This is a genomic window from Pantoea sp. Morm, from assembly GCF_016643525.1.
Taxonomy (GTDB): domain Bacteria; phylum Pseudomonadota; class Gammaproteobacteria; order Enterobacterales; family Enterobacteriaceae; genus Pantoea; species Pantoea dispersa.
The window spans coordinates 20,645-44,240 of the sequence record NZ_VOQX01000006.1 but is presented as its reverse complement, the minus strand read 5'-3'; the positions used below and the strand labels follow the sequence as shown (position 1 = coordinate 44,240).

Sequence of the window (23,596 nt, the reverse complement as noted above, 5' to 3'; positions counted from 1 at the left end):
TACGCGGCTTGCCGTAGTGAGTTCAGCGATACGAACCTGTGCGCAACCGGCGCCTGGCCCGTAAGGGAACCTTTATAAGCGTGGTCAGTACCGCGCTTATAGAGGCTTCCGTAAACGATCGGGAACCTGGGTTCCCGATCGTGACTTCCGTTTGTTACGCCCCGCGCTGCAGCAGCATCGACTTAATATGGCCGATGGCGCGCGTTGGGTTTAAGCCTTTCGGGCACACGCTCACACAGTTCATGATGCTGTGACAGCGGAAAACACTGAAAGCATCATTCAGATTGTCGAGGCGCGCATCGGTTTCGGTATCGCGGCTGTCAATCAGGAAGCGGTACGCCGCCAGCAGGCCGGCCGGACCGATGAACTTGTCCGGATTCCACCAGAATGACGGGCACGACGTGGAGCAGCAGGCACAGAGAATACACTCGTACAGGCCGTCCAGGTGCTCGCGCTGCGCAGGCGTTTGCAGATGCTCGCGCGCTGGCGGATTTTCCCCATTATTCAACAGGAAAGGCTTAATCTTCTCATACTGAGCATAGAATTGTCCCATGTCCACCACGAGGTCGCGGATTACCGGCAAACCGGGCAGCGGACGGATAACAATCTTCTTGCTGCCATTGCCCAGAGCGGAGACCGGCGTGATACACGCCAGGCCATTTTTACCGTTCATGTTGAGGCCATCGGAGCCGCACACGCCTTCACGGCAGGAACGACGGAAGGCCAGCGTAGGATCCTTCTCTTTCAGACGGATCAGCGCGTCCAGCAACATCATGTCGCGACCATCTTCCGCTTCGAGGGTGTAATCCTGCATGCGCGGTTTGTCATCGACTTCCGGGTTGTAACGATAGATAGAAAATTCGAGTCTCATGATGATCTCCGCAATTAGTAAGTACGCGCTTTCGGCGGGAAGGCCGCACGCAGTTTCGGTTGCATGTTCACCTCACGGCGCGTCATGCTTTCCGTTTGCGGAACATAGAGGCTGTGGCACAGCCAGTTGGCATCATCACGCTCCGGGTAGTCGAAGCGGCTGTGAGCGCCACGGCTTTCGGTGCGGAAGTTGGCCGCTACCGCGGTGGCGTAAGCGGTTTCCATCAGGTTATCCAGCTCAAGGCATTCGATACGCTGGGTGTTGAAGTCCGGTGAACGGTCATCGAGACGCGCATTTTTCAGGCGCTCACGAATCTCTTTCAGCTCGGCCAGGCCTTCACGCATCGCATCCCCTTCACGGAATACCGAGAAGTTGTTCTGCATGCAGCGCTGCAGCGCCTTGCGGATTTCAACCGGGTCTTCACCGGTGGTGTTGTTTTCCCAGCGGTTGAAGCGGGCCATCGCCGCGTCGATTTCATCTTCGGTGGCGTCGCGCAGTTCGCCCTGCTCAGCGATGCACTCCATCAGGTGAACACCGGCCGCGCGGCCAAATACCACCAGGTCGAGCAGCGAATTGCCGCCAAGACGGTTTGCGCCGTGTACCGATACGCAGGCAATTTCGCCTACCGCGAACAGGCCCGGAATCACTTCATCTTCGCCCTGCTCGTTAACGCGCAGCGCCTGACCGGTCACGCGGGTCGGCACGCCGCCCATCATGTAGTGGCAGGTCGGGATAACCGGAATCGGTTCTTTAATCGGGTCAACGTGAGCAAAGGTGCGCGACAGTTCGAGGATACCCGGCAGACGGGATTCCAGCACTTCAGCGCCCAGATGGTCGAGTTTCAGTTTGATGTGCGGACCCCATGGGCCGTCGCAGCCGCGACCTTCACGGATTTCCACCATCATTGAACGCGCCACCACATCACGGCCCGCCAGATCTTTGGCGTTCGGCGCGTAGCGCTCCATGAAACGCTCGCCATGCTTGTTCAGCAGATAGCCACCTTCACCACGGCAGCCCTCGGTCACCAGCACACCCGCCCCGGCGATGCCGGTTGGGTGGAACTGCCACATCTCCATATCCTGCATTGGCACGCCGGCACGCAGCGCCATGCCGACGCCGTCGCCGGTGTTGATGTGGGCGTTGGTGGTGGACTGATAGATACGGCCAGCACCGCCGGTTGCGAGGATAGTGGCTTTGGCTTTGAAGTAGACCGTTTCACCGGTTTCAATGCAGATGGCGGTACAGCCGACGATCGCGCCGTCAGCGTTTTTCACCAGATCCAGTGCATACCACTCGGAGAAGATGGTGGTTTTGTTTTTCAGGTTCTGCTGATACAGCGTATGCAGCAGGGCGTGGCCGGTACGGTCGGCAGCAGCAGCGGTACGCGCCGCCTGCTCACCACCGAAGTTTTTCGACTGACCACCAAACGGACGCTGATAAACGCGGCCGTCATCAAGACGGGAGAATGGCAGGCCCATGTGCTCCAGCTCCAGAATCGCTTCCGGACCGCTTTTACACATATATTCGATCGCGTCCTGGTCACCGATGTAATCGGAGCCTTTGACGGTATCGTACATGTGCCATTCCCAGTTATCTTCGTGGGAGTTACCCAGTGCCACGGTAATCCCGCCCTGCGCCGATACGGTGTGGGAACGGGTTGGGAACACTTTGGATAACAGAGCACAGCTCTGGCCCGACTGGGAGATTTGCAGCGCGGCGCGCATACCCGCACCACCTGCGCCGATCACCACGGCATCAAATTCTCTGACTGGCAAACTCATTTACACACCCCACACCACAACAGTTCCATAAATTGCATACGACAACAGCGCGACCACAATCACCAGTTGCAACACCAGACGCGTTGCCAGCGGTTTCACGTAGTCGGTCAGGACCTGCCACATGCCAATCCAGCCATGGACCAGAATCGAGAACAGCGTCAGCAACGTGAACACTTTGGTAAAGGAGGAAGCGAAAAAGCCGCGCCAGACGTCATACGTCAACGTGCCGGTCATCACGACAAAACCGAGGATGTAGAGAATGTAGAGCGTAATTAAGATTGCAGCAGCACGCAGTAACAGCCAGTCATGGATACCGTTGCGTCCTAATGCAGAAGCATTGCTTACCATACGAGGACTCCAGCCAGAATTGAGAGCACGACAGTGATAACAAAAACCGCTTGCGCGGTACGGGTTCCCACCTGCAGGGTTTCTGCCGTAAAACCGAAGTCGGCCAGCATGTGACGAATGCCGCTTGCTGCGTGATATGCCAGCGCGGTCAGAATGCCCCACATGATGAATTTGGCGAAGAAGCTATCCATGATGGATGCCGCTTGCTGGAAACCTTCCGGAGAAGAGAGGGAGAGACCCAGTAACCAGAGCAGAATTCCGAGAGCGACAAAGGTAATCACGCCGGAGACGCGGTGGAGAATGGACGATATTGCAGTAACGGGAAACCGGATCGTCGAGAGATCCAAGTTAACAGGTCTTTGTTTTTTCACGGTTTTGCCCACACAGCTCTTTTTTATTTTGCTTCCTCCGGTCCTGAGTTACAGAAGAGCACAGTGCGTGTTCGGACTGCAACCGCCACCAAAATAGCAACATCCAGTGTTAAATGAAGCGGGTAAAACGCTGGGTGGCTCCTGGTGTCAGGGTATTCCGGAGACCTGGCGGCAGTATAGGAGGATCACATTCTGATTACAATTCCCCTACAATCTCTTTGGTCACATTTAAGCTGAACAGTGATCCGCCTCACGTATTTCACAATTTATACATTTTTAATTATCTGATTTGACAATAGATCAACATTTCAGTTACAAACGAACGCACTAAAACCCTATGATGCATAAAAGTTATGGGGATACACTTTCCCCTAAGCTCAAGTTATGTAACATTGCCTTTACGAGCAACACAAACCGTCAGGTTATTGGTTACCAAGAAGTTATGTCGTGACAGGATCTTTAACATCCACGATGTGCAGCGCGTCATGCCCGGACACCACCGATTGGCTTTACACATTTCGCTCCGTAACCTTGCAGCATGAACGTTACCGCTGAGTGATGCTGTGAAGATTCTGTTTTAGCCTAAGTCGTGCGGGTTGCAACAAGGCAGTAAGCGTGCAAATGATGGGCGATTACGAAAGTAATTGACCGCACTGCGCGCGCGCAGCCAGTGTAGCGGCGGCCCGAAAATACGGCGGGTAAACGCAACATGATGACTGTTCTGGTGTCTAAGATCCTTACCTACTAAGGCGCTATGGAGACGAAAAATGACAGATAAAAAAGTGACGCTAACCCTACAAGATAACAACTCCGTGGAACTGGATGTGATGCAAGGCACGCTGGGACAGGATGTTGTTGATGTCCGCGCCCTTGGCTCAAAAGGCCTGTTCACCTTCGACCCCGGTTTTACCTCTACGGCGTCCTGCGAATCAAAAATTACCTTTATTGATGGTGATGAAGGGATTTTGTTACATCGCGGTTTCCCTATCGATCAGCTGGCTACCCACTCCAACTATCTGGAAGTGTGCTACATCCTGCTGAACGGCGAAGCCCCAACTCAGGCGCAGTACGACGAGTTCCGTACCACCGTAACCCGTCACACCATGATTCACGAGCAGATTACCCGCCTGTTCCACGGCTTCCGTCGTGATTCACACCCGATGGCAGTGATGTGCGGCGTGACCGGCGCGCTGGCTGCCTTCTATCACGATTCATTAGACGTGAATATTGAACGTCACCGTGAAATCGCCGCCTTCCGCCTGCTGTCAAAAATGCCGACCATGGCCGCGATGTGTTACAAATACTCCATCGGCCAGCCGTTTGTGTATCCGCGTAACGACCTCTCCTATGCCGGTAACTTCCTGCATATGATGTTTGCTACACCGTGTGAAGAGTACAAAGTGAACCCGGTGCTGGAACGCGCCATGGACCGTATTCTGATCCTGCACGCTGACCACGAACAGAACGCATCAACCTCTACCGTGCGTACCGCCGGTTCTTCCGGTGCCAACCCGTTTGCCTGTATCGCCGCCGGTATCGCCTCGCTGTGGGGACCTGCGCACGGTGGTGCCAACGAAGCCACGCTGCGTATGCTGGAAGAGATCAGCACTGTGGATCACATCCCGGAATTCGTGCGTCGCGCCAAAGATAAGAACGATTCGTTCCGTCTGATGGGCTTCGGTCACCGTGTGTATAAGAACTATGACCCGCGCGCGACCGTGATGCGTGAAACCTGTCATGAAGTGCTGAACGAGCTGGGCATGAAGGACGACCTGCTGGAAGTGGCGATGGAGCTGGAGCACATCGCGCTGAACGACCCGTACTTCATCGAGCGCAAACTCTATCCGAACGTCGATTTCTATTCCGGCATCATCCTGAAAGCGATGGGCATTCCGTCATCAATGTTTACCGTGATCTTCGCGATGGCGCGTACCGTTGGCTGGATTGCGCACTGGAAAGAGATGCACGACGAAGGCATGAAGATTGCCCGCCCACGTCAGCTCTACACCGGTTACACCGAGCGCGAATTCAGCTCGGCGCTGAAAAAATAACAATCAGGGCGGGTTATCCCGCCCTTTTCTTTTTTAGTATACGGCGAAAGTTTGGGGCGCATCGTGCAGAGCCCTGCCTGGCTGAGCCCCGTTTCAGGCGTCCTCGCGCCGCTGACGCGGTACCTTCACATCCTTCGTCAGTCTGACGGACCGCCGTAGACGGGACATCCTGTCCCGGCTACGGCTTTCGCCCGCATCCATGCGGTCTCATCCTGACTTCCTCATGCTGTTCAGCGCTGCGGATTGCCTGTCACGGGGTTCAGCCAGTCAGTGCATTAGCTCTGGTGCAGTTTGCCGGAAGACGATGCGGGGATGGCCTGTCCCGCGCCTCTTCTATTGATGACCAAAACTCAATGCTGACAGCCCGGACACCAGTAAAACGGTCGTGAGGACAGTACGCCCTTCTCAATGACGGTACCGCAGCGCCGGCACTTTTTGCCCTGGCGGTGAAACACCTCGAAACGAAACGCTGCCTCTTCGTGATACTTCTTCATGCTGCCACGCATCTGATAAGACAAACGCGGCACCGCCAGCATGGCGTGGCTCAGCGCATCCAGCTGCTGATCGCTCAAATCCTGTGCACGATGCTGCGCCAGCAAACTGGCGTGCCACAAAATCTCGACGCGCAGATAGTTGCCGAGCCCGGCGAGAAATGCCTGATCCAGCAGCAAACCGCTGAACTGGCGGCGACGAAAACGCGGCGACAGCAGCCGCTCGCGCACCTCTTCCACCGTCAGCGTAGCGTCCAGCACGTCCGGTCCGACGCGTTGCAAAAACGGATGCGCGCCAAGCGTATCTGCGTTCAGCAGCTCAATATCCGAAGCGCTATACAGCAAAATTGCCCGGTCGGCATTACCCAGCCGCACGCGCAGCTGGCGCGAAGTATTGGGCTCAGTCCCGCTCGGCACCACACGCCACACGCCGTACAGCTGATTATGGCTGTACAGCGTCAGTCCGTTGGAGAAGTGTGTCAGCAGTGCCTTGCCGCGCGTTTCAAAGGCGTCGATGGTTTCCCCCATCAGCGCCGGTTCGTAGGTCTTCAGCGCCGGAAAAGCAAACCACACCTCGGTCAAAGGCTTGCCCACCATTGCCGCTGCAAGTTGATCCGCCGCGCGGCGGATCTCCGGTCCCTCTGGCATAACCGCTCCTGATTAATGGGTTGCGCCGCCCACTTCGCGAATGTCTTTCTCTGTGCTGAGAATCACCTGCAGCGACGTTTCCAGCGCCTGAATCACACTGGCGGTCGACATACTTGGTGCCCCAGGCTGCTGCGCCGCCTGCTGCGGCATATAAGGAATATGCACGAAACCGCCGCGTGCTGCGCTGCCTGTGGTCTGCAGCCAGTGCAGCAGGTGATACATGACGTTATTACAGGTAAACGTCCCGGCGGTTTGCGACACCGAAGCCGGAATCCCCACTTCGCGCAGTGCCGCGACCATCGCTTTGATCGGCAGCGTGGAAAAATAGGCCGCCGGTCCCCCCGCGACAATCGGCTGATCGACCGGCTGCTGCTGGTCGTTATCCGGAATGCGCGCATCGTTCACATTAATCGCCACGCGCTCTACGCTGATATCGCTGCGCCCGCCAGCCTGGCCGACGCACAGCACGCGGTGCGGCTGCAGCTCTTCCAGCGCAGCGGTCAGCACCTGGCCGCAGCGGGCGAATACCACCGGCAGCTGGCGCACCACAATCCGCGCGCCGCCGAACTCCCGACCATCAAAGCTGCGCACCGCTTCCCACGACGGATTAATGCGCTCGCCGCCAAACGGCTCGAACGCCGTCATTAACACCGTTTTCATCGCAACCTCACAGGAACATCAGGAAATAAAGCAGGAAAATATTTACCAGTAACAGTAGCACACCGGTTGGCACCTGAGCCTTGATCACCGCGTTACGGTCCGGCAGCTCCAGTAAACGTGCCGGAACAATATTGAAGTTGGCAGCCATCGGCGTCATCAGCGTGCCGCAGTAGCCGCAGAACATGCCGATCGCCGCCATCACCGCCGGATTGCCGCCGTGCTGCAGCACCAGAATCGGAATACCGATGCCGGCGGTGACAATCGGGAACGCCGCAAACGCATTGCCCATCACCATGGTCAGCAACGCCATGCCCAGCGCATATACCGCGACCGCAATCAGCCGGTTATCCACCGCCAGATAGTGTTCGGTCAGATGCGAAATCGCCGTGCCGACGCCAGCGCTGGTAAACAGCAGGCCAAGCGTGGCGAGAATCTGCGGCAAAATAAACGCCCAGCCCACCGCATCCAGCAAACGCCGCGTCTCCTGCATCGACTGCAGCGGCTTCTCATGGGTAAACTTCAGCGCGATCAGCCAGCCCAGCACGCAGCCAATCATCATCGAAAACAGCGTGACCAGCGTCGAATGATTGCCCGGGCCAAATACCTTCTCCTGCAGACCGGGAATATGATTGAACGCCAGCACGCCAATCACCGTCACCAGCGGGATCGCCAGCGCCGGCAGAAACAGCTTGTTGCCGAGACGCTGCGCGCTCTGCTGCTTCTGTTCATCGCTGCGCTGATGGTAGCGACCGAGGCGCACGCCGCCGAACCCGGCAATCAGCGCCATGACCACCACCGCCGCGCCCACGGCAATATGCAACCAGCGACGTCCCAGCTCCGCATCACCGGCCCACTGCCCCATCAGTTGATAAGCACCGTCGCCAATCTGGAAAATCAGACCGTACAGCGCCCAGAATAAACCGGTGGTAAAACGGCGCGGGTTGGCGCTATCGCGCCATGACAGCAGCGCGACAATCAGCAGGATCGCCCCGGCCAGCCACATCAGAAACTGTTGCTGAAACATCACTCGCCTCCTTTTGCGCGCAGCGCCTGCTGGTTGAGCGCGCCCAGCTCACGCGACAGCTGACGGTCGAGCCGCACCAGTCGCGCAGCATGAATCAGGAACGCACACAGCGCCGTCGGAATGCCCCACAGCGCGATGTGCAACGGTTCGGTGCTGATGCCCGCCGACTCCTGCATAAAATTGTGCATAAAAATGATCGCGCCGAAGGCCACGAAAATGTCTTCACCGAAGAACAGCCCGACGTTATCGGTGGCCGCCGACATGGCGCGCAGCCGCTGACGAATCTCCGGTGATACGCTGCCGTAACGGTTTTCAGTGGCACCTTCGGCCATCGGCGCCAGCAGCGGACGCACCATCTGCGGATGCCCGCCCAGGCTGGTCAGTCCCAGCGCCGCAGTCAGTTCACGCACAAACAGATAGACGATCAGTAAACGGCCGGCGGTGGCAGTTTTGATCCGGGCGATCCACGTCTGCGCACGCTCTTTCAAACCGTGGCGCTCCAGCAATCCGATGACCGCCAGCGGTAACAGCAGGATCAGCGGCAGATTACGGGTATTGAGAAAGCCGGAACCGAGCTTCTCCAGAATATCGCCGAGCGGCATATGCGCCGCCAGCCCGGTGACAAAACCGGCAACAATCACCACCAGCACCGGGTTGAAGCGCAGCACAAAGCCGAGCACAATCGCGGCAATGCCGAGTAACGGCCAGAGATTGACCACGTTATCCATGTTTTCCCCTCGTCAGAAATAAAAAGCCCGGCAACAGGCCGGGCTAACAGTCAATGATCAGGCGCTGGTGACAGCAATCTGATTTGTCGCAAAAGCGGCGCGCAGCGTGCGGGCAAATTCCAGCGCATGGGCGCCATCGCCGTGCAGACAGACCGTCTGCGCGTTCACCGCCACCCATTCGCCGCTGACGCTGCGCACCTGACGCTGCTGCACCATGGTGAGCGTCTGCGTCAGCGCCTGCTCAGCCTCTTCGATTAACGCCCCCGGCTGGCTGCGCGGCACCAGCGCGCCACTGGCCAGATAGCCGCGGTCAGCAAACACTTCTTCGCGCGTGCGCAGACCATGATGCGCGGCGGCGGCAATTGAGGCGCTGCCCGCCAGGCCAACCAGAATCAGCGCCGGATCGACGGCTTTCACCGCGCGCGCAATCGCATCCGCCAGCGCTGCATCCGCCGCCGCCTGGTTATACAGCATGCCGTGCGGCTTCACGTGCACCAGCTTCGCGCCTTCACTTTCGGCAAGGCTTTTCAGGGCACCAATCTGGTAGATCACCTGCGCGTAGACGGTTTCCGGTGGCAGCTGCATGGCGGTCCGGCCAAAATTTTCCCGGTCGGGAAAGCTCGGATGCGCACCAATCGCCACGCCGTTGGCGCTGGCCCAGCGCACCGACTGCAGCATGGTTTCGGCATCGCCGGCATGGAAACCGCAGGCGATGTTGGCCGAGCTCACCAGTTCCAGCAGGGCCCGATCGCTGGCACTGCCTTCACCGAGGTCGGCGTTAAGATCGATCTTCATGAGCAAGCCCCCAGGCTATCTGATCAAGCGAACGTTGCTGCTGCTGTTTGGCCAGCAGCGCCTCCTCCAGCGTGCAGCGGATGAAGTGAATCGGTTCTCCCAGACGAATCTGCGCCAGCTGATAGAGATCGGCTTCGATGACGCAGGCAATACGCGGATAGCCGCCGGTGGTTTGCGCATCGGCCATCAGCACAATCGGCTGGCCGTTCGGCGGCACCTGCACCACACCCGGCACCAGGCCGTGCGACAGCAGTTCACGTGCGACACTGCGCTGCAGCGGACTGCCCTGCAGCCGGTAGCCCATGCGGTTACTTTGCGGGCTGAGCTGCCACGGGTTACGCCAGAATGCGTCCTGCGCGTCGTGGGTAAATTCGTTGTACTCCGGCCCCGGCAGTGCGCGGATGCGGTTGCCCCACAGCAGCTGCCGTACGCCAGCCTGATGGCTGAAGCGGCGCGTCGGCTTGCCCAGCGGCAGCTGATCGCCATCCTGCAGTTTACGTCCCTGCCAGCCACCAAAGGCCGCTTTGAGATCGGTGCTGTACGAGCCCAGCATGGCGTCGATGGCAAAACCGCCATTCACCGCCAGATAGCTGCGCATACCGCGCGTAGGCATGGACAGACTCAGCACCTGGCCTTTTTTCACCGGCAGACGCCAGCCGGTCCACACCGGCTGGCCATCCAGTTCGGCGCTGCAGCTGGCACCGGTCAGCGCAAACCAGCCGTCGCGACGAAACTCCGCTTTAAACTGGCCGAGCACAATCTCCAGCACCGCGCTGTTTTCCGCATTGCCGACCAGCATATTGGCCGTGCGCATTGAAGGCTCATCCAGTGCACCGCTCAGGCTGATGCCGTATTGCCGCCAGCCGTGGCGGCCGCGATCCTGCACCGAGGTCATTAATCCGGCACGCAAAATGTTTAACATACGCCCTCCCGTTGTGGCACGAAGCGGACGCTGTCGCCGGGACGCAGTAGCGTCGGCGGCTGCTGTTGTGGATCGAACAGGCTAAGCGGCGTGTGACCAATCAACTGCCAGCCACCGGGCGCAGCCAGCGGATAGATACCGGTCTGGCTGCCGCCAATGCCCACCGAACCGCCAGGCACCACCAGCCGGGGCTCGGCGCGACGCGGCGTGTGCAGCCGCTCATCCAGCCCACCGAGATAAGGGAAACCCGGCTGAAAGCCAATGAAATAGACCACGTAATCCGCGCTGCTGTGCAGCTCCACCACCTGTTGCGAGGTCAGATCCGCCGCACGGGCGACCTCCGCCAGATCCGGACCGCCCGCGCCGCCATACACCACCGGAATCTCAACCTGACGCGGCTCGGCCAGCAGCACCTCGCTCTCTTCCCACCAGCGCTGCAAACGCTCGATAGCATCCAGCGCTTTCAGCTGCGGATCGCGCAGCAGCAGCGTCAGGTTATTCATGCCCGGAATCACTTCCGCGATCTGCTCATTCTGCTGCAGCCGCTGGCACAATCCCCAGATGCGCTGCTGGCTGACGAGCGAAACCGGCGGTTCCAGCTCCAGTACCACCGCCCGCTCACCCAGCAGATAACAACGTGCTCGTTGCAAAACCCACCTCCCGGTCATTAATAAAACGCGCCGTGACCGCAGTGACGGCGCGCCTGAGGGCATTCGCTTATGCGAAAAGTCAATAAGTTATGCGAAAGTGAAGGAGATGTGTCAACTGATTTGCGCCCGGCACGTGTTTTCCGGGCGCATAAGCGAAGCGGTCAGGCGGGGTTGTCGATATCGATAAAGGTCACATCCAGACCATGCTGGCTGGCTAGCCACTCACCGAGCGCTTTAATGCCGCCGCGTTCGGTGGCGTGATGGCCGGCAGCAAAGAAATGCAGCCCCTGTTCACGGGCGCTGTGAATGGTCTGCTCAGAGACTTCACCGCTGATAAAGGCGTCGACGCCAAAGGCGGCGGCCGCATCGATAAAGCCCTGGCCGCCACCGCTGCACCATGCCACCCGGCGAATCAGCGCCGGAGCATTATCACCGCAGTGCAGCGGCTGGCGTCCAAGGCGCGCCGCGATTTTTTCCGCCAGCGCCGGACCGCTTAGCGGCTCAGCCAGCTCGCCCCAGGGCACCAGCGGCTGGATTTCACCTTTGACGTCGATATCAAACAGCGTGGCCAGCTGGGCGTTGTTGCCCAACTGTGGGTGAGCATCGAGCGGCAGGTGCCAGCCGTACAGGTTGATGTCATTGGCCAGCAGCGTGCGCAGACGCTGGCGTTTCATCCCTTTAATCACCGGCGCTTCGCTCTTCCAGAAGTAGCCATGATGCACCAGTATCGCATCGGCCTGGCGTTTTACCGCCTCATCCAGCAGCGCCTGACAGGCCGTCACGCCGGTGATTACACGGCGCACCTGCTCACGCCCCTCAACCTGCAAACCGTTGGGCGCATAGTCGCTGAAGGCACTGGTGTTGAGTTGCTGATTGACGATGTGTTCTAACTCGAAATTGTTCATAACGGCTCCGTGACCGCCTCAGGCTGCGCTGCGCGCGCGCTCGAAGGCGTCTAGTGTCTTTTTACGTGCCGCCTTATGTTCCACGATTGGCGCCGGATAATCGAGTTTCTTGTTATTTTTCTCCGCCCAGGCGTGCGGCTGATGGATGGCGCTGTCCGGTACGTCTTGCAGCTCCGGCAGCCACCGGCGGATAAACTCGCCCTGCTTATCAAAGCGCTCGCCCTGGGTCGTTGGGTTGAAGATGCGGAAGTAAGGCGCGGCGTCGGTGCCGGTCGACGCGGCCCACTGCCAGCCACCGTTATTGGCCGCCAGATCGCCGTCAATCAGCTGCTGCATGAAATAGCGTTCACCCTCGCGCCAGTCAATCAGCAGATCTTTCACCAGGAAGCTGGCGGTGATCATGCGTAACCGATTGTGCATCCAGCCCAGCGTTTTGAGCTGGCGCATCGCTGCGTCAACAATCGGATAACCGGTTTTGCCCTGCTGCCAGGCGGTAAGGTGTTGCTCATTCTGTTGCCAGCTGACGTTGCGCGTCCAGTCGACAAACGGCTGATGCTTACACAGCGCCGGAAAGGCCACCATCAGGTGACGATAAAATTCGCGCCAGACCAGTTCATTGAGCCACACCAGCGCGCTGCCGTTGTTCAGCGCCTGCGGATGCTCCTTCAGAATGCGATGCAGGCACTGACGCGGCGACAGCACACCAATCGCCAGATATGGCGACAGGCGGCTGGTGCCGTCAATCGCCGGTATGTCGCGCTGCTGGTCATATTTTTCCACCCGCTGCTGGGCAAACTGGCGCAGCTGCTTCAGCGCCGCCTCTTCTCCGGCAGGAAACCAGGTTTCGTCGAATTCTTCCACAGGATAATCGAATGCCGCTATTTTTTTGCCGGCGGCCACGGGTGCCCCGGCGCGCGCTTTCGGTGCGTGATGGCACTCTGGCAGCCCCTGTTGCAGACGCCGGATAAACGCTTTGCTGAACGGCGTGAACACTTTGAACATGCTGTTGCTGCCGGTCTGTACGCTGCCCGGCGGTAACAGCAGGCTGTCATCGAACCCCTGGCACACCACGCCCTGCTGATCGAGCTGCTTCTCAACCGCAGCGTCGCGCTGGCGCTCATTGATTTCATACTGATAGTTGTAAAACAGCGCATCCACCTTGTGCTGCTGGCAGAAGGTCGCCAGATAGTCGACCGACGCAGCGAAGTCATCGCACTGATGAAAGTGCAGCTTGATACCGCGTTCTGCCAGCGACTGCTGCAGCAGGCACAGGTTTTGATGGATAAAAGCCGCCTGTTTGGGGGCCATGCTGTGTTGCTGCCACTGGCCGGGCGTGGCGATGAACAGCGCCAGCACCTCGGCCTGACTGTCGCGGCAGGCCGCGGCCAGTGCGCTGTTATCATTCATGCGCAAATCGTTACGCAGCCAGACTAAGTGAGTGCTCATAACGCTCCGTGTTTACTGGCCGTAGCGCAGACGCAGCGCTTCCGGGTAGGGATCGAAATAACGCTGCTGCGCCAGCCACGGGTGCGGGAACTCTGCCATGTAATGTTTCAGCATGGTGATGGGGGCCAGCAACGGCTGCACACCGCGACGGTAGCGGTCGATCAGCTGCGCCAGCTCCTGACGCTGCGGTGAACTCAGCTTCGGCCGAAAATAGCCCTGTACGTGCATCAGCACATTGGTGTGATTACGGCGCGACGCCTGGTGCGACATCAGGTGCATCAGACGGTTACGGTATTCAAAGGCGTACGCATCCAGTGACTCCCACTGTTCCATCGCCGCGACAAACCGCCCCATCTCGCGGTACTCATCCTGCGCATGCGACAGCAGCAGTAGTTTGTAGCGACTGTGGAAGGCAATCAGCTTGTGGCGCGTCAGCCCACTGCGCCACATATCGTTAAACTCATGCAGCGCATAGACGCGCCCCATAAAGTTTTCGCGGATCGCGTCATCGTGCAGGCGTCCATCCTCTTCCAGCGGCAGCCACGGTAGCTCTTTCTGCAGGAACGAGGTGAACACGCCGGTGCCGGCTTTGCGATTGTTGTTAGTGTCAGGCTCGTAGACGCGCACGCGCTCCAGTCCGCAGCTCGGCGATTTGGCACACAGGATGTAGCCGCACAGATGGTGCAGCGATTTGACGCGCTCCGCAGACCAGCGGGCCATGTCGTCGGTCAGCTCTTCCCCGCCGTCTTTACTGAAACACAGGTGGATCTGATCGTCGCTCTGTTTGACCAGCCGCAGCGCCGGGCGCGGCGTCGGCAGACCGATGGCCATTTCCGGGCAGACAGGTTCGAAGCGCACAAATGGCGCGAGCTCGTCAGTTGCAAAGGCAAAACGCTTGTGGCCGCCATCGAATCGGACGCTATCCCCGAGCAGGCAGGCACTGATACCTACAGGAATTTTCTCGCTCATACTTGTACAACCTCCAAAATCTTGTAGAGGTTTAAGTGTAGCTGAAATGCCGCGAGATAACAGCGGGACAATGCGTTTGTCGCACCACTTTAAGATAAAAAAACCCGGTGCCTCGAGCGAGGTCACCGGGTTATCACCGCGAAGCCGGGCGTTACCAGTAGATACCGCCTGCCGCTTCCGATTGCGCCAGCCAGACTGGTTTGGTGCTGGTTTTGCACCACATGCGGTGCAGATAACTGTAGAAGCGCGCGCGATCCTGGCGTAACAGCATCACTGGCAGCGCCAGTACGCCAATCAATACCACCAGCACACGGCGCAGCACAATTTTGGCGAGTGGATATGCCTGATACATCAATGCCTCCTCGTGGTAAATTTTGCTATGAAATGTGATCTGCCTCAGATATTACGCCTGGTTGTGTAATTTTACTACTCATCCGACCACTATTTTGATCTTTTTTCAGCCATTTCCTGGCCGGGATGAAAGGAAGTTACATTTTTGTAAAATTTTGGATCACAGCGAGTTACTGAGATCGTGACGGACGCCGTCGCGGTTTATTGTTAAAGTAATGCGTTAACCTTATTTGCCGCAGGAGTCAGCGTGACGACCATCTTGATTGTCGAAGATGAAAAGGAGATTCGCCGTTTCGTGCGCCTGGCGCTGGAGAGCGAAGGCCTGAAGATTGTGGAAGCGGAGCAGTTGCAGCGCGGCCTGATTGAAGCGGCTACGCGCAAACCGGATTTGGTGATTCTCGATCTCGGTTTACCGGACGGCGATGGCAATGCCTTCATCCGCGAAGTGCGGCAGTGGAGCAGCATGCCGGTAATTGTGCTGTCAGCACGCAGTGACGAGCAGGATAAAATAGAGGCGCTGGATGCCGGCGCTGACGACTATCTCACTAAGCCGTTTGGCATCGGCGAACTGCTGGCGCGCGTGCGCGTGGCGCTGCGTCGTCATCAGCGCAGCCAGCCGGAGCCGCTGGTGCAGTTTGGCGAAGTGAGCGTTGATCTCGCCGCGCGGCGCGTGCTGCGCAGCGGCGAAGAGGTGCATCTGACACCGACCGAATTTCGCCTGCTCAGCCTGCTGCTGAATAACGCTGGCAAAGTGCTGACCCAGCGCCAGTTGCTTAACCAGGTGTGGGGGCCCAACGCCGTGGAACACAGCCATTATCTGCGCATCTATATGGGACACCTGCGGCAAAAGCTGGAAGCCAATCCCACCCAGCCGACGCACCTGCTGACAGAAACCGGCATCGGCTATCGCTTCATGCCATAAAAAAAGGCCGCAAACGCGGCCTTCTTCATGCAGGATGCCCTGTCAGGCGTTTTTCAGCACTTCGCTGACAATTTCTACCGCTTCTTTCTCGATCTGCTGGCGATGCTCAGCGCCGAGGAAGCTTTCACAATAGATTTTGTAGGCGTCTTCCGTGCCGGACGGACGTGCCGCGAACCAGCCGTTTTCAGTCATCACTTTCAGACCACCAATCGAGGCGCCGTTGCCCGGTGCCGCGGTCAGACGTGCGGTGATCGGGTCGCCCGCCAGCGTATCGGCGCTGACCATTTCAGGTGACAGCTTCGACAGTGCCGCTTTCTGCGCAGAAGTGGCAGGTGCCTGCAGACGGTTGTAGCTTGGCGCACCAAAACGCGCGGCCAGCTCATCATAGTGCTGCTGCGGGTTCTTACCGGTAACCGCAGTGATTTCCGCCGCCAGCAGACACAGGATGATGCCGTCTTTGTCTGTTGACCAGGCGGAGCCGTCGAAACGCAGGAACGAGGCGCCGGCGCTCTCTTCGCCGCCAAAGCCAAAGCTGCCGTCGAACAGACCATCCACGAACCATTTGAAGCCGACCGGTACTTCCACCAGCTTGCGACCAATGTCGTTCACCACGCGGTCAATCATCGCGCTGGAAACCAGCGTTTTACCGACGGCCACCTCTTTGCCCCACTGCGGACGGTGCTGGAACAGGTAGTTGATCGCTACCGCCAGATAGTGGTTCGGGTTCATCAGACCGGCGGGCGTGACGATGCCGTGACGGTCGTAATCCGGATCGTTACCGAAGGCCAGATCGAACTTGTCTTTATACGCCAGCAGACCGGCCATCGCGCACTCGGACGAACAGTCCATGCGCACCACGCCATCTTTATCCAGATGCATGAAGCGGAACGTCTGGTCGATGGCATCATTGACGATGGTCAGATCCAGCTGGTAGTGCTCAGCAATGCGCTGCCAGTAGGCCATGCCGGAACCGCCGAGCGGATCGACACCGATTTTCAGGCCGGCTTTCTGGATCGCCGGGAAGTCAATCACCTGCGCCAGACCTTCAACGTATGGCTGGATCAGATCCTGCTCAACGATGTGGCCACTGGCCCACGCCTGAGCCAGCGCCAGACGCTTAACCTCTTTCAGCTCACCTTTGATCAGCTGATTCGCACGATCTTCCACCACTTTGGTGACGTTGGTGTCAGCCGGTCCACCGTTCGGCGGATTGTACTTGATGCCGCCGTCTTCCGGCGGGTTGTGCGACGGGGTAATCACGATACCGTCCGCCTGCGCGCCGCCGCGCTTGTTGTGCTCCAGAATGGCGTTGGAGATCGCCGGCGTCGGCGTATAGCCGTTGTCCTGCTGCACAATCACATCAACGCCGTTGGCGGCCAGCACTTCCAGCACTGACAGGATTGCCGGCTCAGACAGCGCATGGGTGTCTTTACCTACGTAGCACGGGCCGGTGATGCCGTTCTTTTTACGCTCTTCAGCGATCGCCTGCGCAATCGCCAGAATGTGTACTTCATTGAAGCTATGACGTCCCGCGCTGCCGCGGTGGCCGGAGGTGCCAAATTTCACCGCATGGTCCGGGTTCGCCGCATCCGGCTTCAGGACGTAGTACTGCGAGGTTAATTGTGCAACGTTAATCAAATCGCTCTGCTGGGCAGGTTGCCCGGCACGGGGGTGATTGGCCATTGGCGCTTCTCCCTGACGCTTCGGTTTAAATGGTGCCGCAAACTTTCTCTGCCAGTTCCTGCGGGAACTGCATGGCAAGCATGATGTGTTCCACCATGCTGCATTTACGACCTGTATTGGTATTGGTGATCACCCAGTACGGCGTGCCGGGGACGTGCTTCGGCTTAGTATGGGTGCCATTTTGCAGCAGCGTGTGCTCGTCACCCGCAAAGTAGACGCGGGTGCGGCCCTGCAGCGAGGCAGTGGCATCAGCAAAGGCTGCCGGATCAAGACGATAAAGCGTTGACAGGATCAGCATGAAGCGATTAACCGCTTTCTTCTGCTCCGCATACTCGTCAGACAGCAGCAGCTCACGCACGGCGCGCACGCGATCCTGAGGTCGCGCTTCGCTGCGTGCAGCCGGTGCTTCTTTTACCGCCGCATTCGCCGCTGGCGCAGCGGATGCGCTCTGGCCGGCAGTGAATTTCAGCATACGGCGCAAAATGTCCGAGGCGCTTTCACCAATGTGCTGCGTGTGGCTGGCAATATAACGGTAGAGTTCTTCGTCAACTTCAATCGTTTTCATCTTTTTCCGTGCGATTCTGGCAAATGGCAGAACCACGCTACTTTGCAAAGGCCTTAACAAAATCCGGTCGTGCAAAATGTGAGCGGGCTCTAACATAAGGATTATAAAGTTAAATCCGCGACAGCCGGTAGCGCTGGCATCGTTTACGGGCAAAAGTCGGAATATGCCCTAATGCCTGACCGCCTGGCGCCGGGACAGGTGAATCCATGATACCCTAAGCCCAGGTCTCAACCGAAAGAACTTTAGCCATGATTTTGAACGCCCGTCTGCAAACTGAACAATCTGCCCCTGATGCCCAGCCCATTCTGTTAATTCATGGCCTGTTTGGTAGCCTGGATAACCTCGGCGTACTGGCGCGCGGCGTGCGCGATGCACGGCCCACGCTGCAGGTGGATGTCCGTAACCACGGCCTGTCTCCGCGCAGCGAAGAGATGCACTACGCTGCGCTGGCGCAGGATATGGTCGATACGCTGGACGCGCACCACATCGAACGGGTCGATGTTATCGGCCACTCAATGGGCGGCAAAATTGCCATGGCGCTGAGCGCCGTTGCGCCCGAACGGATTGGCAAAATGGTGCTGATTGATATCGCGCCGGTGGATTACCAGACGCGACGCCACGATGAGATCTTCGCGGCGATCCGCGCGGTCAGCGCAGCTGGCGTCACGCGCCGCAGCGCTGCGGCCGACGTGATGCGTGAGCACGTGCGCGAAGAAGGCGTGATTCAGTTCATTCTGAAATCTTTCCATGAAGGCGAATGGCGCTTTAACGTGCCGGTGTTGTGGGACAATTATCCGGTGCTCTCCGGCTGGCAGGAGGTGCCCGCGTGGCCTCATCCGGCGCTGTTTATTCGCGGCGGTGATTCACCCTATCTGGACAATCAGCACCGTGATGCGCTGCTGCGCCAGTTCCCGCAGGCGCAGGCGCACATTATCAGCGGTGCCGGCCACTGGGTGCATGCCGAAAAACCCGATGCCGTGCTGCGCGCGGTGCGCCGCTTTTTTAACCTGTAAAAGCAAAAGCTTGCTACGGGCGGTTTAGGGTTGGCGTCGCGCCGGGCGCTGGAGTATGATGTCGCGCTAAAAATTTGCCGCGGATGCTTTTTTCGCCGCGGTCGGGCCGATAAATGTTTAAATCGCGCAGCGCCTTTCCGCCGTTCGCGCCCACGCAGTTTCACAAACCATGGCAAAAGAACAGACAGATCGTACCACGCTCGATCTCTTCGCAGACGAGCGGCGTCCCGGTCGCCCTAAAACCAGTCCGCTGTCGCGTGATGAGCAGCTGCGCATTAATAAGCGCAACCAGCTGAAGCGCGACCGGGTGCGCGGCCTGCGCCGCGTTGAGCTGAAAATGTCCAGCGAAGCGGTCGACGCGCTTAATACGCTGGCCGAGCAGCAGAACATCAGCCGCAGTGAACTGATTGAACAAATGCTGCTGGCGCAGCTTAAACTGGCGTAACGTGCGCAGACCGCACGCTGGAACACAAACTCAGCGCTTTACACATTCCGCGCTTTTCGCCGGTCTGCTATCATTCGCATAACTGTGTCGTCTTCTGACTTACTTTCACAATCAGGATTTAAGAGGTTACTCACTCCATGGCAATCGTAGGCATTTTCTTCGGCAGCGATACCGGCAACACTGAAAACATTGCAAAAATGATCCAGAAACAACTGGGTAAAGATGTCGCCGAAGTGCATGACATTGCTAAGAGCACCAAAGAAGATCTCGAAGCATTCGATATTCTGCTGCTGGGTATTCCGACCTGGTACTACGGTGAAGCCCAGTGCGACTGGGATGACTTCTTCCCGACGCTGGAAGAGATTGATTTCAACGGTAAGCTGGTAGCGCTGTTTGGCTGCGGCGATCAGGAAGATTATGCCGAGTACTTCTGTGACGCGATGGGCACCATTCGCGACATCATTGAGCCAAACGGCGCAGTGATTGTGGGCCACTGGCCAACCGAAGGTTACCACTTCGAAGCCTCTAAAGGTCTGGCAGACGACAAACACTTCCTCGGCCTCGCCATCGATGAAGATCGTCAGCCTGAACTGACTAACGAGCGCGTCGACAAATGGGTTAAGCAGATCTTTGATGAGCTGCAGCTGCAGGCGATCATCGAAGCCTGATGCTTTCCTGTCCGATGTGGGCGCTGGCTCACATCGGGCAATGGAATTACCTATAAAAATAATAGCTACGGTTTTTTAACTTTTTCCCTCAATTCTGTAGAATACCCGCAACGGTCATCTGCTTATTCCTCGGGCATCAGACTGAGACTGCGCGAAAAGGAACATCGATCTGCACGATCCCGCTGAGGCTCACGACATTTCTCCTTACAGCATCCGGGGAATTGTCCGCCGCAGCCGGTTTTCATTTCGCAGGCTGAGCTCTATAATGAGACGCAAATGAGAATGCGCGTTGACCACACATTCAAGGCCTTTGCGCCGTAAGTGACTAGCAAAGTAACAGGACAATATCCGCATGACTGACAACAACTCCGCATTGAAAAAGGCTGGCCTGAAAGTCACGCTGCCCAGACTGAAGATTCTGGAAGTGCTTCAGGGACCCGGACCCGAGTCCCATCATGTCAGTGCGGAAGATTTGTACAAACGCCTGATCGACATGGGCGAAGAGATTGGTCTGGCGACGGTATACCGTGTTCTGAACCAGTTTGACGACGCCGGCATCGTGACGCGTCATAACTTCGAAGGCGGGAAATCCGTGTTCGAACTGACCCAGCAGCATCACCACGATCACCTGATTTGCCTCGACTGCGGCAAAGTGATCGAGTTTAGCGATGAATCTATCGAAACGCGTCAGCGTGAGATTGCAACACGCCACGGTATCAAACTCAGCAACCACAGCCTGTATCTGTACGGCCACTGTGCGCTGGGAGACTGCCGCGAAGACGAGACGCTCCACGATCAGTAATTGAATATGCTATGCAGTATAAAAAAACCGGTGCCAGGCACCGGTTTTTTTATGGCTGCGTTCAGGCGACCAGCGTTTCCTGCAAATAGCGCCAGCGCGGAACCGGCGTGCTGCAGTCCAGCACCGCCAGCGAAATGCGGGTCTGGTTGTTGCCGTTAAGCATTTGCAGTTCGTGATACTGAATGGTCACTTCCTGCTGCTGCTGGGAAATGATGGCATGCTCACTGGTGGCGATTCGCATCCCTTCCCGCTGCCCGTGCAGTTTGCGAAACAGGGTTTCAGTGTCATTAAGATCGAGCTGTTTGCCTTGCGGCGTCACCATTTTGAAGTCGGGATGAAAGTGCGACAGCAGCAGATCCATACTGTCATCGCTGCCTTCGGCCTGATTAAAAATACGTTCGATAAGCTGATGTAAAACCACCACGCTATGTTTGGCTTCCAGAGCGAGACTTGTCATTTTTCTTCCTTCGCTAACCCGCACAGCAACATTTAAGAGCGCATAGCCTACCTGAAAATAACGATTTCACACGGGTAAATTAGTTAATTTTATTAAAGTCAGATTAGTCGTAATCGCGCGTAATTACTGTTTTTTGTCTGGTTCAGCATAATCGATTCCCGTTTGCAGATAACGGGCAATAAAAAAGGGCGATTGCTCGCCCTTTGCTGATCATATCGTGCTATCAAGCAGTAAAATTATTCGCCGATTTTTGCCCAGGTATCACGCAGACCCACAGTGCGGTTGAACACCAGTTTCGACGGCTGCGAGTACACGCTGTCAGCGCAGAAGTAACCTTCGCGCTCAAACTGATACGGCGCCAGCGCGCTGGCGGCACGCAGACCCGGCTCAACGAAGCCCTGTTTGATCTCCAGCGAGTTCGGGTTAATGGTGGTGAGGAAATCCTCGGCCGCGCCCGGATTTGGCACGCTGAACAGACGATCGTACAGGCGGAATTCGGCAGGCAGCGCGTGAATCGCCGACACCCAATGGATAACGCCTTTCACCTTGCGGCCATCGGCCGGATCTTTGCTCAGGGTGTCGACATCGCAGGTAGCGTAGATGCAGGTGATGTTGCCGGCTTCATCTTTCGCCACGCGCTCGGCACGAATGACGTAAGCGTTGCGCAGACGAACTTCTTTACCCAGCACCAGACGCTTGTACTGCTTGTTGGCCTCTTCACGGAAGTCGGCACGATCGATCCACACCTCACGGCTGAACGGCACCTCACGCGTGCCCATCTCCGGTTTGTTCGGATGGTTCGGCATGCTGATGATTTCTTCATGCCCGGCCGGCAGGTTCTCGATCACCACTTTCAGCGGATCCAGCACCGCCATAGCGCGCGGCGCGTTCTCGTTGAGGTCGTCACGAATGCACGACTCCAGCGACGCCATCTCAACAATGTTGTCCTGCTTGGTCACACCGATACGGCGGCAGAATTCGCGGATTGACGCCGCGCTATAGCCACGACGGCGCAGACCGGATACGGTCAGCATGCGCGGATCGTCCCAGCCTTCAACAATCTTCTCGCTCACCAGCTGCGTCAGCTTACGCTTCGACATCACCGCATATTCCAGATTCAGGCGCGAAAACTCGTACTGACGCGGATGCACCGGAATGGTGATGTTATCCAGCACCCAGTCGTAGAGACGACGGTTGTCCTGGAACTCCAGCGTACACAGGGAATGGGTGATGCCTTCCAGCGCATCGGAGATGCAGTGGGTAAAGTCGTACATCGGATAGATGCACCACTTGTTGCCAGTCTGGTGGTGTTCGGCATATTTAATGCGGTACAGCACCGGATCGCGCATCACAATAAAGCTGGATGCCATGTCGATTTTGGCACGCAGACAGGCTTTGCCCTCTTCGAAGCCGCCATCACGCATCTTCTGGAACAGCGCCAGGTTCTCTTCCACGCTGCGATCGCGATACGGGCTGTTTTTGCCCGGCGCGGTTAGCGTGCCGCGATATTCACGGATCTGCTCTGGCGACAGCTCATCAACGTAGGCCAGGCCTTTGTTGATCAGCTCAACCGCGTAGTTGAACAGTTGGTCAAAGTAGTCAGAGGAGTAACGAATGTTGCCGCTCCACTCAAAGCCCAGCCATTGCACATCATTCTTGATCGATTCAACGAACTCCATATCCTCTTTGACCGGATTGGTGTCGTCGAAACGCAGGTTGCACTGCCCCTGATAATCTTGTGCGATACCAAAGTTCAGGCAGATCGATTTTGCATGGCCAATATGCAGGTAACCATTGGGCTCAGGCGGGAAACGGGTATGCACACTGTTGTGCTTACCGCTCGCCAAATCTTCGTCGATGATCTGACGAATAAAGTTCGTTGGGCGGGCTTCAGCCTCACTCATCTCAAAATCCTCAAAACAATAGCGGGTGATTTGTACCACGAAGTAACGGAGTATGATCCACAAAGCGCTGAAGGGAAACAACCGTTTGTTGGTCGTTTTAAAACAAAAAAGGCAGGAATTGCTTCC

At 57.5% G+C, this 23,596-nt stretch carries 25 protein-coding genes; 6 read left to right on the top strand and 19 right to left on the bottom strand.

Annotated features, from left to right (window positions below; translation table 11 throughout):
* Positions 1–154: 154 nt before the first annotated feature.
* From FT726_RS03655 to sdhC, 4 genes are read right to left on the bottom strand one after another with little or no spacing between them, the layout of a single operon-like run.
* Positions 155–871, bottom strand: coding sequence for a succinate dehydrogenase iron-sulfur subunit (locus tag FT726_RS03655; RefSeq protein ID WP_021508538.1), 717 nt, complete (start codon positions 869–871; stop codon positions 155–157).
* Positions 872–885: 14 nt separating this feature from the next.
* Positions 886–2,652, bottom strand: coding sequence for a succinate dehydrogenase flavoprotein subunit (gene sdhA, locus FT726_RS03650; RefSeq protein WP_346302406.1), 1,767 nt, complete (start codon positions 2,650–2,652; stop codon positions 886–888).
* A complete protein-coding gene (sdhD, locus tag FT726_RS03645; RefSeq protein WP_021508540.1) occupies positions 2,653–3,000 on the bottom strand; it encodes a succinate dehydrogenase membrane anchor subunit in 348 nt (115 codons plus the stop codon). It lies immediately after the preceding gene.
* Positions 2,994–3,383, bottom strand: a complete 390-nt coding sequence (gene sdhC / locus FT726_RS03640) for a succinate dehydrogenase cytochrome b556 subunit (protein ID WP_021508541.1) — start codon at positions 3,381–3,383, stop codon at positions 2,994–2,996. The genes sdhD and sdhC overlap by 7 nt, the downstream gene beginning before the upstream one ends.
* A 755-nt stretch (positions 3,384–4,138) precedes the next feature.
* Between sdhC and FT726_RS03635 the strand changes: the two genes are divergently transcribed.
* Positions 4,139–5,422 (top strand): citrate synthase, encoded by a 1,284-nt coding sequence (locus FT726_RS03635; RefSeq protein ID WP_021508542.1) that lies wholly within the window; start codon positions 4,139–4,141, stop codon positions 5,420–5,422.
* A gap of 350 nt (positions 5,423–5,772) precedes the next feature.
* Here FT726_RS03635 and nei read toward each other — a convergent pair whose 3' ends face one another.
* From nei to FT726_RS03580, 11 genes are all read right to left on the bottom strand, one after another.
* Positions 5,773–6,561 (bottom strand): endonuclease VIII, encoded by a 789-nt coding sequence (nei, locus tag FT726_RS03630; RefSeq protein WP_282996276.1) that lies wholly within the window; start codon positions 6,559–6,561, stop codon positions 5,773–5,775.
* A gap of 12 nt (positions 6,562–6,573) precedes the next feature.
* Positions 6,574–7,221 (bottom strand): pyroglutamyl-peptidase I, encoded by a 648-nt coding sequence (gene pcp, locus FT726_RS03625; RefSeq protein WP_288422786.1) that lies wholly within the window; start codon positions 7,219–7,221, stop codon positions 6,574–6,576.
* A 7-nt stretch (positions 7,222–7,228) separates the two neighbouring features.
* Positions 7,229–8,245, bottom strand: a complete 1,017-nt coding sequence (locus FT726_RS03620; protein ID WP_346302405.1) for a DUF979 domain-containing protein — start codon at positions 8,243–8,245, stop codon at positions 7,229–7,231.
* Complete coding sequence (locus tag FT726_RS03615) at positions 8,245–8,973, bottom strand: DUF969 domain-containing protein (protein WP_021508546.1); 729 nt, start codon at positions 8,971–8,973, stop codon at positions 8,245–8,247. The genes FT726_RS03620 and FT726_RS03615 overlap by 1 nt, the downstream gene beginning before the upstream one ends.
* A 57-nt stretch (positions 8,974–9,030) precedes the next feature.
* On the bottom strand, positions 9,031–9,768 hold the full coding sequence (gene pxpA, locus FT726_RS03610; protein ID WP_058775285.1) for a 5-oxoprolinase subunit PxpA: 738 nt from the start codon (positions 9,766–9,768) through the stop codon (positions 9,031–9,033).
* Entirely contained in the window at positions 9,752–10,690 is a 939-nt protein-coding gene (gene pxpC, locus FT726_RS03605) for a 5-oxoprolinase subunit PxpC (RefSeq protein ID WP_288422790.1), read from the bottom strand. The genes pxpA and pxpC overlap by 17 nt, the downstream gene beginning before the upstream one ends.
* Positions 10,684–11,340 carry a 5-oxoprolinase subunit PxpB gene (pxpB, locus tag FT726_RS03600; RefSeq protein ID WP_021508549.1) on the bottom strand — a complete coding sequence of 219 codons (657 nt, stop codon included), beginning with the start codon at positions 11,338–11,340 and terminating at the stop codon, positions 10,684–10,686. Before pxpB ends, pxpC begins: the two co-directional genes overlap by 7 nt.
* A 161-nt stretch (positions 11,341–11,501) precedes the next feature.
* Positions 11,502–12,245: a type 2 GTP cyclohydrolase I gene (locus FT726_RS03595; RefSeq protein WP_282996274.1), complete on the bottom strand. Its 744-nt coding sequence runs from the start codon at positions 12,243–12,245 to the stop codon at positions 11,502–11,504.
* 18 nt (positions 12,246–12,263) lie between these two features.
* A complete protein-coding gene (phrB, locus tag FT726_RS03590; RefSeq protein ID WP_346302404.1) occupies positions 12,264–13,691 on the bottom strand; it encodes a deoxyribodipyrimidine photo-lyase in 1,428 nt (475 codons plus the stop codon).
* A 12-nt stretch (positions 13,692–13,703) separates the two neighbouring features.
* Complete coding sequence (locus FT726_RS03585) at positions 13,704–14,660, bottom strand: 2-thiouracil desulfurase family protein (RefSeq protein ID WP_288422796.1); 957 nt, start codon at positions 14,658–14,660, stop codon at positions 13,704–13,706.
* A gap of 151 nt (positions 14,661–14,811) precedes the next feature.
* Positions 14,812–15,012, bottom strand: coding sequence for a YbfA family protein (locus tag FT726_RS03580; protein WP_288422798.1), 201 nt, complete (start codon positions 15,010–15,012; stop codon positions 14,812–14,814).
* A 246-nt stretch (positions 15,013–15,258) separates the two neighbouring features.
* Between FT726_RS03580 and kdpE the strand changes: the two genes are divergently transcribed.
* A complete protein-coding gene (gene kdpE, locus FT726_RS03575) occupies positions 15,259–15,933 on the top strand; it encodes a two-component system response regulator KdpE (protein WP_021508554.1) in 675 nt (224 codons plus the stop codon).
* 42 nt (positions 15,934–15,975) lie between these two features.
* Here kdpE and pgm read toward each other — a convergent pair whose 3' ends face one another.
* A complete protein-coding gene (pgm, locus tag FT726_RS03570) occupies positions 15,976–17,616 on the bottom strand; it encodes a phosphoglucomutase (alpha-D-glucose-1,6-bisphosphate-dependent) (RefSeq protein ID WP_288422800.1) in 1,641 nt (546 codons plus the stop codon).
* A gap of 25 nt (positions 17,617–17,641) precedes the next feature.
* Positions 17,642–18,181: a replication initiation negative regulator SeqA gene (gene seqA / locus FT726_RS03565; protein ID WP_010616121.1), complete on the bottom strand. Its 540-nt coding sequence runs from the start codon at positions 18,179–18,181 to the stop codon at positions 17,642–17,644.
* Between the two features lie 248 nt (positions 18,182–18,429).
* Here seqA and ybfF point away from each other — a divergent pair, with 248 nt between their 5' ends.
* The 4 genes from ybfF (at position 18,430) to fur (ending at position 21,109) form a co-directional block, all read left to right on the top strand.
* Positions 18,430–19,194 (top strand): esterase, encoded by a 765-nt coding sequence (gene ybfF, locus FT726_RS03560; protein ID WP_021508556.1) that lies wholly within the window; start codon positions 18,430–18,432, stop codon positions 19,192–19,194.
* A gap of 169 nt (positions 19,195–19,363) precedes the next feature.
* The gene (gene ybfE / locus FT726_RS03555) at positions 19,364–19,639 is read left to right on the top strand and encodes a LexA regulated protein (RefSeq protein ID WP_010616122.1); all 276 of its coding nucleotides are present in this window, start codon (positions 19,364–19,366) and stop codon (positions 19,637–19,639) included.
* 137 nt (positions 19,640–19,776) lie between these two features.
* Positions 19,777–20,307: a flavodoxin FldA gene (gene fldA, locus FT726_RS03550; protein ID WP_021508557.1), complete on the top strand. Its 531-nt coding sequence runs from the start codon at positions 19,777–19,779 to the stop codon at positions 20,305–20,307.
* 352 nt (positions 20,308–20,659) lie between these two features.
* On the top strand, positions 20,660–21,109 hold the full coding sequence (fur, locus tag FT726_RS03545) for a ferric iron uptake transcriptional regulator (RefSeq protein WP_021508558.1): 450 nt from the start codon (positions 20,660–20,662) through the stop codon (positions 21,107–21,109).
* Positions 21,110–21,170: 61 nt separating this feature from the next.
* On the opposite strand, the gene FT726_RS03540 is transcribed toward fur, so the two are convergent.
* Both FT726_RS03540 and glnS read right to left on the bottom strand, forming a co-directional pair.
* Positions 21,171–21,566, bottom strand: a complete 396-nt coding sequence (locus FT726_RS03540) for a hypothetical protein (protein WP_021508559.1) — start codon at positions 21,564–21,566, stop codon at positions 21,171–21,173.
* Positions 21,567–21,802: 236 nt separating this feature from the next.
* Positions 21,803–23,470: a glutamine--tRNA ligase gene (glnS, locus tag FT726_RS03535; protein WP_346302403.1), complete on the bottom strand. Its 1,668-nt coding sequence runs from the start codon at positions 23,468–23,470 to the stop codon at positions 21,803–21,805.
* Positions 23,471–23,596 lie beyond the last annotated feature (126 nt).

Coding starts and splice junctions, on each gene's coding strand:
- FT726_RS03655 (WP_021508538.1), bottom strand. CDS start 871: ATGAGACTCGAATTTTCTATCTATCGTTACAACCCGGAAGTCGATGAC.
- sdhA (WP_346302406.1), bottom strand. CDS start 2,652: ATGAGTTTGCCAGTCAGAGAATTTGATGCCGTGGTGATCGGCGCAGGT.
- sdhD (WP_021508540.1), bottom strand. CDS start 3,000: ATGGTAAGCAATGCTTCTGCATTAGGACGCAACGGTATCCATGACTGG.
- FT726_RS03635 (WP_021508542.1), top strand. CDS start 4,139: ATGACAGATAAAAAAGTGACGCTAACCCTACAAGATAACAACTCCGTG.
- nei (WP_282996276.1), bottom strand. CDS start 6,561: ATGCCAGAGGGACCGGAGATCCGCCGCGCGGCGGATCAACTTGCAGCG.
- pcp (WP_288422786.1), bottom strand. CDS start 7,221: ATGAAAACGGTGTTAATGACGGCGTTCGAGCCGTTTGGCGGCGAGCGC.
- FT726_RS03620 (WP_346302405.1), bottom strand. CDS start 8,245: ATGTTTCAGCAACAGTTTCTGATGTGGCTGGCCGGGGCGATCCTGCTG.
- FT726_RS03615 (WP_021508546.1), bottom strand. CDS start 8,973: ATGGATAACGTGGTCAATCTCTGGCCGTTACTCGGCATTGCCGCGATT.
- pxpA (WP_058775285.1), bottom strand. CDS start 9,768: ATGAAGATCGATCTTAACGCCGACCTCGGTGAAGGCAGTGCCAGCGAT.
- pxpC (WP_288422790.1), bottom strand. CDS start 10,690: ATGTTAAACATTTTGCGTGCCGGATTAATGACCTCGGTGCAGGATCGC.
- FT726_RS03595 (WP_282996274.1), bottom strand. CDS start 12,245: ATGAACAATTTCGAGTTAGAACACATCGTCAATCAGCAACTCAACACC.
- phrB (WP_346302404.1), bottom strand. CDS start 13,691: ATGAGCACTCACTTAGTCTGGCTGCGTAACGATTTGCGCATGAATGAT.
- FT726_RS03585 (WP_288422796.1), bottom strand. CDS start 14,660: ATGAGCGAGAAAATTCCTGTAGGTATCAGTGCCTGCCTGCTCGGGGAT.
- FT726_RS03580 (WP_288422798.1), bottom strand. CDS start 15,012: ATGTATCAGGCATATCCACTCGCCAAAATTGTGCTGCGCCGTGTGCTG.
- pgm (WP_288422800.1), bottom strand. CDS start 17,616: ATGGCCAATCACCCCCGTGCCGGGCAACCTGCCCAGCAGAGCGATTTG.
- seqA (WP_010616121.1), bottom strand. CDS start 18,181: ATGAAAACGATTGAAGTTGACGAAGAACTCTACCGTTATATTGCCAGC.
- ybfF (WP_021508556.1), top strand. CDS start 18,430: ATGATTTTGAACGCCCGTCTGCAAACTGAACAATCTGCCCCTGATGCC.
- ybfE (WP_010616122.1), top strand. CDS start 19,364: ATGGCAAAAGAACAGACAGATCGTACCACGCTCGATCTCTTCGCAGAC.
- fldA (WP_021508557.1), top strand. CDS start 19,777: ATGGCAATCGTAGGCATTTTCTTCGGCAGCGATACCGGCAACACTGAA.
- fur (WP_021508558.1), top strand. CDS start 20,660: ATGACTGACAACAACTCCGCATTGAAAAAGGCTGGCCTGAAAGTCACG.
- FT726_RS03540 (WP_021508559.1), bottom strand. CDS start 21,566: ATGACAAGTCTCGCTCTGGAAGCCAAACATAGCGTGGTGGTTTTACAT.
- glnS (WP_346302403.1), bottom strand. CDS start 23,470: ATGAGTGAGGCTGAAGCCCGCCCAACGAACTTTATTCGTCAGATCATC.